This is a genomic window from Nocardia sp. NPDC003482, assembly GCF_053588115.1.
In genome coordinates this window covers 1-9,530 of record NZ_JBSFPI010000053.1, presented here as the reverse complement: position 1 = coordinate 9,530, position 9,530 = coordinate 1, and the positions used below count along the sequence as shown (strand labels likewise).

At 65.7% G+C, this 9,530-nt stretch carries 14 protein-coding genes; 11 read left to right on the top strand and 3 right to left on the bottom strand.

What is annotated here, in order from left to right; genetic code table 11:
* From ACWDSJ_RS37570 to ACWDSJ_RS37560, 3 genes are all read right to left on the bottom strand, one after another.
* On the bottom strand, positions 1-239 hold a 239-nt coding region (locus tag ACWDSJ_RS37570; RefSeq protein WP_450037624.1), incomplete at its 3' end, for a hypothetical protein.
* 489 nt (positions 240-728) lie between these two features.
* Complete coding sequence (locus tag ACWDSJ_RS37565) at positions 729-1,259, bottom strand: kinase (protein WP_450037623.1); 531 nt, start codon at positions 1,257-1,259, stop codon at positions 729-731.
* Positions 1,256-2,116: a GntR family transcriptional regulator gene (locus ACWDSJ_RS37560; RefSeq protein ID WP_450037622.1), complete on the bottom strand. Its 861-nt coding sequence runs from the start codon at positions 2,114-2,116 to the stop codon at positions 1,256-1,258. The genes ACWDSJ_RS37565 and ACWDSJ_RS37560 overlap by 4 nt, the downstream gene beginning before the upstream one ends.
* 194 nt (positions 2,117-2,310) lie before the next feature.
* Between ACWDSJ_RS37560 and ACWDSJ_RS37555 the strand changes: the two genes are divergently transcribed.
* Genes ACWDSJ_RS37555 through ACWDSJ_RS37505 form a run of 11 tightly spaced genes read left to right on the top strand, consistent with a single transcriptional unit; the run spans position 2,311 to position 9,375 of the window.
* Positions 2,311-2,778: a hypothetical protein gene (locus tag ACWDSJ_RS37555; protein ID WP_450037621.1), complete on the top strand. Its 468-nt coding sequence runs from the start codon at positions 2,311-2,313 to the stop codon at positions 2,776-2,778.
* A 14-nt stretch (positions 2,779-2,792) separates the two neighbouring features.
* On the top strand, positions 2,793-3,101 hold the full coding sequence (locus ACWDSJ_RS37550; protein ID WP_450037620.1) for a hypothetical protein: 309 nt from the start codon (positions 2,793-2,795) through the stop codon (positions 3,099-3,101).
* The gene (locus ACWDSJ_RS37545) at positions 3,101-3,943 is read left to right on the top strand and encodes a DUF2637 domain-containing protein (RefSeq protein WP_450037618.1); all 843 of its coding nucleotides are present in this window, start codon (positions 3,101-3,103) and stop codon (positions 3,941-3,943) included. The genes ACWDSJ_RS37550 and ACWDSJ_RS37545 overlap by 1 nt, the downstream gene beginning before the upstream one ends.
* A 6-nt stretch (positions 3,944-3,949) precedes the next feature.
* Positions 3,950-4,261, top strand: coding sequence for a hypothetical protein (locus tag ACWDSJ_RS37540; RefSeq protein ID WP_450037617.1), 312 nt, complete (start codon positions 3,950-3,952; stop codon positions 4,259-4,261).
* On the top strand, positions 4,258-5,583 hold the full coding sequence (locus tag ACWDSJ_RS37535; RefSeq protein WP_450037615.1) for an FtsK/SpoIIIE domain-containing protein: 1,326 nt from the start codon (positions 4,258-4,260) through the stop codon (positions 5,581-5,583). The genes ACWDSJ_RS37540 and ACWDSJ_RS37535 overlap by 4 nt, the downstream gene beginning before the upstream one ends.
* On the top strand, positions 5,580-5,906 hold the full coding sequence (locus ACWDSJ_RS37530) for a hypothetical protein (RefSeq protein WP_450037613.1): 327 nt from the start codon (positions 5,580-5,582) through the stop codon (positions 5,904-5,906). The genes ACWDSJ_RS37535 and ACWDSJ_RS37530 overlap by 4 nt, the downstream gene beginning before the upstream one ends.
* Positions 5,906-6,130, top strand: a complete 225-nt coding sequence (locus ACWDSJ_RS37525; RefSeq protein WP_450037612.1) for a hypothetical protein — start codon at positions 5,906-5,908, stop codon at positions 6,128-6,130. Before ACWDSJ_RS37530 ends, ACWDSJ_RS37525 begins: the two co-directional genes overlap by 1 nt.
* On the top strand, positions 6,127-6,312 hold the full coding sequence (locus tag ACWDSJ_RS37520; RefSeq protein ID WP_450037611.1) for a hypothetical protein: 186 nt from the start codon (positions 6,127-6,129) through the stop codon (positions 6,310-6,312). The genes ACWDSJ_RS37525 and ACWDSJ_RS37520 overlap by 4 nt, the downstream gene beginning before the upstream one ends.
* Positions 6,309-8,018, top strand: coding sequence for a replication initiator (locus tag ACWDSJ_RS37515; RefSeq protein ID WP_450037610.1), 1,710 nt, complete (start codon positions 6,309-6,311; stop codon positions 8,016-8,018). Before ACWDSJ_RS37520 ends, ACWDSJ_RS37515 begins: the two co-directional genes overlap by 4 nt.
* 11 nt (positions 8,019-8,029) lie before the next feature.
* On the top strand, positions 8,030-8,248 hold the full coding sequence (locus ACWDSJ_RS37510) for an excisionase family DNA-binding protein (protein WP_450037609.1): 219 nt from the start codon (positions 8,030-8,032) through the stop codon (positions 8,246-8,248).
* On the top strand, positions 8,248-9,375 hold the full coding sequence (locus ACWDSJ_RS37505; protein ID WP_450037608.1) for a site-specific integrase: 1,128 nt from the start codon (positions 8,248-8,250) through the stop codon (positions 9,373-9,375). Before ACWDSJ_RS37510 ends, ACWDSJ_RS37505 begins: the two co-directional genes overlap by 1 nt.
* Positions 9,376-9,530 lie beyond the last annotated feature (155 nt).

Here is a 9,530-nt window from a genome sequence, read left to right as displayed (position 1 = left end):
CCGCCTGAAAAGCGGAAGGTCGCCGGTTCGATCCCGGCCTTGGCCACGTAATCCCCTCGGCGAACATGCAGCTCGGGGGGATTTTCGCGTTCATATCGTTTGACGATGCGTGCCGAAATTGACCGCTGTTGTCCTTCTCGATCCGCCGCTTGGTGCACGCGAGGGGCACGGCTGTTCGCCTCAGCTTGTGGTGCGGATAGGTCGTCTATCCGGCGGCCCCCTGACTTCTCCTCCCCCATCCTCCTCATACTGGCCATCCTCAGCGGAACTCGGACGGGTCAAGGGCGGGTTTTCCCTTGACGCGTCCGAGTGGAGCGAGACAATCGGGCCATGAGGAAGGTGGGGGATTCTCGCGCGTTGGGCTCGTTGCCCCGGCTGGAAGGAACGGAACCACAGCCGGTTGCCTGGGCTGGTGGCTGAGCGATGCGTGATCGTCTGCGGGAGGTCAGTCGGGTACGGCTCCCGGCGTGCCCAGCACTGCTCGGTCGTTGCAAAAGTAGCCAGACAGGAAGAGTCGGTGGTTCTGCCACGTCGCCAAACCGGTGCCGACGCGCCCAACGGGCCACGGCCTGCCGGAGCTTGCGGAGGCCGGCCGTGCTGCGCGGTGCCGCGTGGCGGCACCGGTGGGCGGCGCGCCAGCGCCGCCCCTTGATCCTGTATGGCCGAATTCGGCAACAACTGCGTTAGTGCACGGACAAGTGCACGAATGGCCCGTGCGCTCTTGGCCGTCACTGACAGACGAGATCCCGAATTGCAACGGCTGCCAGCTCGGGCGAAACCTCGGCGGTGTCCAACGTGAGATCCTTTGTGGCCAAGGCTGCGGTCTCGTCCCACGCTTGAAGGCGTGCGTCTAGATCACCTGTTGCCCTGTTCTCGATTCGTGCTCGGGCTGTTGCTCGATCGGTCCGTAGGTCGATAACCGTCCAGCGGACGTCGGGGGTTGCCTCGACTACGGCGTCGATAACTTCGGGCTGGCCTGCGTGCACGACTGGAATTCGTCCGGCCTTCAGCAGACGCAGCAGTTCGGACCGATCGATCCCGTACCGTGCGCCATAACGGGCGTTCTGCCAGATGAGCGCGTTGGTTCTGAGAAGGCCATCGAACGTGTCTGGGCTGACCATGCGATAGCCCGCAGTTCGCCCGGGTCCATCCTTGATTCGTCGGAAGAGTTGGAAGCGCTGATCAAGGCCCGACAAGGCGGCGGTAATCGTATCTTTGCCGCTGGCGGGAGGACCGTAGAGCAACACCCCGCGCATCATCGCTCGACGGTCTCGCGACGGAAACTCTCGATGAGGGCTTGTGCCTGCTTGCGAAGGGGTGGGCTGTCGGGGTCATTGTCAATGACTACGTGAGGTACGACGGGGCGCAGGTTCAAGTTGAGACCTTCGCTATATGTTTTCCAGTTCGCCAGCTTCCATGCGTCGCGGGCCGCTCCTCTGCGGCGCAGGTACATCAACATCGTGTCGAGCGAGCACCTAACCCAGATGAATGTCACGTCAGCATTCTCGGTCTCGGCGCGTGCAATGACATTTTCGGTCCATGATTCGTCAACAAACTCGCGCAGGTACGGGGCGGAAGCAATCGCAGAGTTGCCAACCTCCAGATTGTCCTGGACAACGGCGGCAAGGGCCTCGTACTCGCGCGGGCGAATCCGGCGAACGTAGACATCGGACTCCCGATCATCGATTGTGGACCCGAGGTCTTCGAGCGCGGGTTCGATGATCGGTCGGGCGATAGTGTCCTTGTCCAGGATTGCCCAACCTGTTTCTCGTGCAAGGGTTCTCGCGAACTCGCTCTTTCCGCTTCCTGGATAGCCACCGACGTACACGGCGCGAGGCCGGACTGGTCGAACCGGCCGAGTCAGCGAGATGCTGACCGATGTGGGAGTCGTGACGATGCGCGCCGAGCGGTCGTGACTCGCTACATAGCCGTCCGCGGCTAGCTGCTCCATCGCCTTCGTGATGGTCTGCTGGCTGGCCTGCCACTCGTCGGCAAGTGCGCGTGTTGACGGAAGTCGTTGGCCATCCCGCAGACGGCCAGATTCGATGTCGTTCCGGATCGCCTGTGCAATCCGCAGGTGTGCGGGCAAAGGACGTTGGCGTCTCGACTCCGGCACTGGCCATCTCCTTCAGGTAGCAGTTGCGCCTACGACAGTAGCAGGGCGGTCCGATGCGTCTACCTGGGGATTCCTCCCTATTGTCACGGTTTGGTTACGGACAGATGGAAGCAGTGACTACGGAAGGAAAGCAACGGCTACCGTACTTCTAACGGGAAGTCCTCCCGACTTCCCCTAAACCGAGGAGATCAGAGATGGCGATTCCGAAGGGTTACGGCTTCCCGGTCGAGTTCGCGACGGCGTTTCCGCAGCGTCTGTTGCTGATGGGGGAGATCGGTCCGGCGATCAAGTACAACCCGGACCGCAACGCTCCGAAGGAGCAGATGGTGGACTTCGATCCGGCGACGGGTGAGGGCACGGGGCTGCCGTTGTGGGTGGCGTCGGTGACCGATCCGGGTGAGCCGAAGGGCAAGCGGAAGTCGTTCGAGATCACGTTCGTGGCGCGTCACCAGCCGGTTCCGGCGGGTGAGGAGATCGCGGACGGTATCTGGTTCATCGAGCTGGAGGGTTTGACCGCGGAGCCGCGGGTGATGGGTCAGGGCGAGTACAAGTACCTGGGCTACGTCTATCGGGCGACGGGGATCAAGGGCGACACGTCGGGGTCGAAGCAGCCTCCGAACGATGTGGGCGCGGCGCGTCCGCGTGACGGTAAGGCCGCGTGATCGCCATGGCGTACATGAGTGTGTTGACCGGCAGGCTTGACGGCATCGAGGTGGAGTACAAGCCTGCACGGTTCTCGGAGCGCCTCGGGGAGAACCTGCCCGCGGCTGTGCACCTGAATTTCGATGACCCTGGCGGGCACGCGTATGTGGCGTTGACCGTCGAGGACGCGCGGGTGCTGGCGGAGCGGTTGCCGCAGGTCCTCATGTTGCATGATGCCGCGGAGCGTTTGGCGGCGGTGAAGGCGGTGGACGCCGAGGTGGTGTCGGTGGCGGTGGAGCCGCTGGCGTTGTCGTCGGGTGAGTCCGGGGCGGCGGTGGCGTGATGTTCGCGCCTGAGCGGGGAATGGTGGCGGCGCGGGTGTTCGCGGTCGTGGTGATCGTGGGCGTTGGCGCTGCCGCGTTCCGCCTGTCGTTCGCCACACTCCGCGATTTGGCTGTGCTGGCGCATGTTCCGGCGTCGGATGCGTGGCTGTTGCCGTTGATCATCGACGGCACGATCGTCCAAGCGACCGCGGGCGCGCTGGTGTTGGCGAAGTCGGCGGAACGGTCGTTCTTCGTTCGGGTGTTGATCGCGGGTGCGGTGGTGTCGGTGGCGGGCAACAGCTTGCACGCCGTCGCCGCCGGTCGCGAACTCCCAGCGTGGGTGTGTGCGGTGGTGGCGGCGATCGCCCCGATTTCGCTGCTGGTGGACACCCACGGGTTGGCGGTGTTGTTCCGCGCTGCCCAGTCCCAGCGGGAACCGGCCTCGGTCTCGGCCTTGATCCCGGTGGAGGAGTCGGTGGAACCGGTTGCGCCCGAACCGGTCTCGACCCCTGCCCCGGTGACCGCTCCCGCTCCTGCTGCTCCCGCTCCTGCTTCGGCGGTGCGGAAGCGGCGTGATCCGGCGACGGTCGCGAAGGCTGTCGAGCTGCGCGGTCAGGGCAAGTCGTTCCCGGATATCGCTGCCGCGCTGGGTATCTCGCCGTCCACGGCCCGCAACTACGCCTTGTCGGGCACACCCGCCCCGTCCTCCGATCCGGCTCCGGCGCCCGAGCCGGAACCCGAGCCCGATCCGGTGCGGGTGGCTCCAATAGCGGCGGCTCGCCCGGTGCCGGTCGCTGCTCCTGTTGTTCGTCCTCGGCCGGTCCAACCGGTCCTGCCGCTGTCCATACCTGTTGGGGGTTGATCCGAAATGGATAAGGAATATGAGGCCACGATCGTGGTCCGCGAAATGAACCACGTCGCACCGACGGTGGTCGGGGTGCTGTGCGCGTCGGTGGTCGGGGTCGGCGCGCTGCTGGCGTTCGGCCACCACGAACGGCCCGCGGTCGTGCACCCCGTCTCGGCGGTCACTCCCGCCGAAACGCCTTCTCCGGCGACGCGTCCGGGCTGCGTGATGCTCTGCGATGAGCCGCCGTTGCCGCCGCAGCAGGATACCCGCGGCTGCCGCTTGTTCTGCGAGCTGGGCATGGCCCCGGCCACCGGTGGGGGTGAGCGGTCATGAGCGTGATCGACATCGTTCCGTTCGCGGCCTCGGCTGCGGGTGCGCTGGGGTTGTCGGCACGGATGTGCGTGTGGCGTCGCCGTCCGGTCTCGCCGCGCCCGAATCCGGTGCGCGACATCGTGAATGAGGCTCCGGCGGTGTTGCGGGGCGCGGTGCTCCATGTCGCGATCACCGGTTACACCCGCAGGATGTTCACCGATTTGGGGTTGGGGTCCCCGAAGACGGGGTTCCCGATCGTGGAGGCGTGGGACTACGACCGGCACGGGCTGGTGGTCGATGTGCTGATGCATGGCAACCAGTCGTTGTCGACGTGGTCGAACGACAAGACCTGTGAGGCGATGGCGCATTACATGGGCGTGTCGAAGGTCGTCGCGTCGTCTCCCGCTCCGGGGTGTGTCCGGCTGAGTCTGCGGGTGCACGACACGTTGGCGGAGCCGGTGTTGCGTTCGACGGCTCCGTTCGAGGAGCTGGATTTGACGGCGGTCCCGGTGGGGGTGCGTGAGGACGGGGACTTGTGGCGGTTGCAGATCCTGTATCGGCGGATCTTGATCGCGGGAGCGAGTGATTCGGGCAAGGGCTCGGTGCTGTGGTCGATCATCCTGGGTCTGGGTCCGGCGATCCGGGCGGGGCTGGTGGACGTGTGGATGGCAGACCCGAAGGGCGGCATGGAGTTCGGGCGTGGTGAGGACCGGCTGTGGGTGCGGTTCGAGTGGACCGCGGACGGCATCCTGGCCATGCTCACCGAGGCCGAACACGCCATGCAGGAGCGGGCGGCGCGGTTGAAGGCGGCGAAGGTCCGCAAGTTCGTTCCCACCCCCGATGAGCCGTTGAACGTGCTGATCATCGATGAGTACGCGGCGATGTCGGCGTTCGCCACACCGGAGCAGATGAAGGAGGGTATGCGGCTGCTCGGGCTGCTGCTGACTCAGGGCCGCGCGGTCGGGTGGAGCGTGATCGTGGCGGTGCAGGACCCGAGCAAGGAGACGGTGCCCAACCGGCAGTTGTTCACCACCCGCGTCGGGTTGCGCCTGGACGAACCGACCCAGGTCGCGATGATCCACGGTCAGGGCGCGAGGGACCGCGGCGCACGCTGCGATGAGATCCCCGAATCCACGCAGGGCGTGGCCTATGTCGGTGAGGACGGCACGACCGAGTTCGCGCGGGTGCGCGCGTTCTGGATCGATGACGACCAGGCCGACGCGATCGTGGACACCTATTCGCCCGCGCCCGAGATCGCCGGTCCCACCGAGGATTACAGCGGGTTCGATCCGGACGACCTCGGTGAGGAACACCCGGACGAGCGGGGAGGTCTGGCGGCATGAGGACGGGGTTCCAGATGGAGGCGCATGTTGTCGTGTACTGCGACGGCTGCGGCGACCCCTACACCGAAACCGGGTCGGGCCGGTTGTGCTTCACCAGCGTGAATCAGGCCGTCCACTACATCGCCGTGCGCGGTGCCGGGGTGGGCTGGTTCTACGACGGTGACCGGGTGCTGTGCGACGGCTGCATCGCGGCGCAGGCGTGCGCGGACCGGGGCCACGAGTTCGAGCAGTCGCGGCGGCGGTTGTGGTCGCGGGTGCCGGAGTGCCGGGTGTGCGCCCGCTGCGGGTTGTACGAAACCGAGATCGAGATGGGGGAATCCTGATGAGCCGCAACCGTTTCCGCCGCACCACCTCCGACATGGCGCGGCGGTTCGAGGATGAGGCGATCGACGCGGTGACCGATATCCGGGCGCGTCGTCGCTGCCACTACGACCGCGCCGGGCTGGACCCGATCATGTCGGCGGTGCATCTGTGGGCCGAAACCGGTCATGTGCCGGGTTGGGACGCGCATCTGGGCGACGATGACGGCGGCGGGTGGGCGGCATGACCGCCAGGAAGAACCCGACCGCGAAACAGGCTGCGCCACAGCCGAATCCGTTGGTGAAGGCGGCGGCCGACCAGGTGCGCCGGGCCAAGATGCGCCAGTCCCACACCAAGGCGAAGGAGCCGCAGCGCGGGGAGTGCCGCGATCAACTGTCCCTGTTCGACATCCCGAGGGTGACCGAATGACCGACACCAAAACGATGACCGAACCCACCGAGCGGCAGACTGCGGCGCAGCGTCGGGCCATGCCGAACCTGTTCGAGATCGCGCAGGCGACCGCCGAGAAGTTCGACGTGTGCAAACGGCCGATCCCGATGCGGGTGGAGGACCCGAGAACGGGCACGGTCCGCTATGAGGGCGCGCCGTGTAAGTCCACGATCGAATCGGTGTGCCCGGCGTGCGCGAAGGCGCATCGTGCCTTGCGGATCGCGCAGTGCCGGGAGGGCTGGCACATGGCGTCCGAACCGGTGGACTACAAGGCCGAGCCGACGGAGCGGCAAACCGAATTGCTCGCAGCCCGAGCGGATCTCGTGACGGAGTACCGGGCCGCGGTGGCCGCTGGGGATGAGGAGTTGGCGGACGGTATCCGGGAGGTGGTGCGGGACCTGGACGCCGAGCTACGCGAAACTGGCCTGAGGGGCCGTCTCCCGGCGTTGGACGCGACTGCGGGGGATCGGCGGCGGCGTTCGACCAGGCGGCGTCAGGATGTGCCGAATTTGCCGCGGAAGAAGGTGGAGAAACGCACCCTGGGCCAGGTGTTCGCGGGCAAGCATCAACCGTCGATGTTCGTCACGCTCACGATGCCGTCCTACGGGCGCATCAACAGCGACGGGGCGACCGATGAGAAGGGGCGGCCGTGTTCGGACGGTTCCCCGGTCAACCCGGGCGGCTACGACTACGCCCGCCAGGCGCGCGATATCGTGTTCTTCTCCAAGCTGGTGGACCGGTGGATTCAGAACCTTCGGCGCGCGATCGGTTGGGACGCACAGTATTTCGCGACCGTGGAGCCCCAGAAGCGGGGCGCTCCGCATCTGCACATCCTGATCCGTGGCGCGATCTCGCGTGAAGTCCTGCGTCAGGTGACCGCGGCGACGTATCACCAGGTGTGGTGGCCGCACTTCGACCCGGACAACCGCCTGTACGGGGGTGCGCATCAACCGGTGTGGGATCACCGCAAGGCCACCTTCACCGACCCGGACACCGGGCAGCCGCTCACCTACTGGGATGACGCCCTCGATGTCCTGGACCTGGTGGACGACCTCGAACCCGCGCATGTGGTCAGGTTCGGCGAGCAGATGGACCGCAAGCACATTCAGGGCGTGGTCGCGGAGAAGGCGGGGCGCACGATCGGCTACGTCACCAAGTATCTGGTGAAGTCGATCAGCGAGATCGTGGAACCGCGGTCGGACCGCGCCGCGGAGCATTACGACCGGTTGCATCGGGAGTTGCAGGCGGTTCCGTGTTCCCCGCGGTGCCCGGTGTGGCTCGAATACGGGATCGTGCCGCAGGGCGCGACGGACAAGACGGTGCCGGGCCGCTGCAAGGGCAAGGCGCATCGCCGGGACACGCTCGGTCTGCCGGGTCGTCGGGTGTTGGTGTCGCGTCGTTGGTCGGGCAAGACGTTGCCGGACCACAAGGCCGATCGGGTGGAGTTTGTTCGGCAACTTCTGGCCGCGGTGGGGATCGAGAAGCCGGACACGTCGCATCTGCGGGTGACTCCGGTCGAGCCCGGCGACAAGGGGCGCCCGTTGCGTGAGCACTTGATCATGTCCGCGATCTCGAGGCGTACGACGTGGCGGGCGCAGTATCTCAGGGCATTGTTGGCGGCTGGTGGTGTTCCGCGTGAAACCGTTGTGCCGCAACATGATTCGGCAATTTCGACAGTCGCATAGGGGGTTGGAACATGGACATCGAACCTGGGTATGTGGACGTGGAGGGCGCGGCGGCGTATTTGGGCGTCGGGGTGCGGTTCATCCGGCGTCTGGTGGCTGAGCGGCGCGTACGGTTCTACAAGGTCGGCGGTCATGTCCGGTTCAAAGTGGCGGACCTGGAGGAGTACGCCCAACTTGGACGCGTGGAACCGGTCTCGGTTCGTTGGAGTGGCGGGCGGGCGGTGGCCTGATGGCTGGTAAGCGGCGGCGGTTCGGCAAAATCCGCAAGCTGCCCTCGGGGCGGTTCCAGGCGTCGTTCATCACACCGAGCGGGGAGCGCCAGAACGCGCCGAACACGTTCCGTACCAGGACCGATGCGGATCGGTGGCTGGTGAAGGTCGAAGCGGACATCAGCAAAGGCACATGGCTGGACGAAAAGCTGGGTCTGGAGCGGTTTGAGGACTACGCCAGGGCATATCTCAGCGATAACCCCGATGTCGGAAAGCGTTGGGCGGAAACGTGTTTGCGCAACATGCGGCTGCATATGACGGACCTGTTGGATAAGCCGTTGATCGCGATCACGCCTCCGGTGGTGCGAAAGTGGCACGCCGATGCGCTGAAGGGTGATGGTGGCAAGACATCGATCGCACAGTCGTACCGGTTTCTCCGAGCAGTGATGAACCAGGCGAAGCGGGACCAGGCGATCACGGTCAATCCCTGCCAGATCCGTGGTGCGGGCTCAGACCGGGCCAAGGAGAGGTCGGTAGCGACTACGACCGAGGTGGCTGCGCTGGTGGAGGCCATAACGCCGTACTATCGGGCGGCAGTGCTGATCGCTGCGTGGTGTGGGTTGCGCCGCGGAGAGATCATCGGACTACAGGTCAGGGACGTTGACCTGGAGGCGAACGAACTTCGGGTGCGACGCAACCGGGTCGAGCTGCTCGAATCCGATGAGGCGTTCGACGCGGACCCGAAGACGGACGCCGGTAAGCGATCGGTATCGATCCCGCCGCACCTTCGGCCGTACCTGGTGGAACACCTGGAGAAGTGGGCGGGTGACCCATGGTTGTTCGTGGGCCGGGACGGTCAGCGGATGCGTGGAAACGCGATCTACCAGGCGCATGTCCGCGCGCGGAACAAGGTCGGGGTCGATGTCTCGTTCCACGATCTGCGGCACACCGGGCAGACCTTGGCGGCGGCCACCGGTGCGACTCTCGCTGACCTCAAGAAGCGGATGGGGCACGCGTCGAATGCGGCTGCGGCTCGGTACATGCACGCCGTTGACGGTCGCGACGCAGAGGTAGCCCAGGAATTGAGTCGGCTCGCGGCTCGTGGTGATGCGGTGCGGTTGCCTCGCACGATCGTCGTCAAGCACTGACGTTGGGGCACGATGAGGGCACGATGAGCGAAAGAAGCATCTTGACCAGCGGTTTTTCACCCGCCTGAAAAGCGGAAGGTCGCCGGTTCGATCCCGGCCTTGGCCACGTAATCCCCTCGGCGAACATGCAGCTCGGGGGGATTTTCGCGTTCATA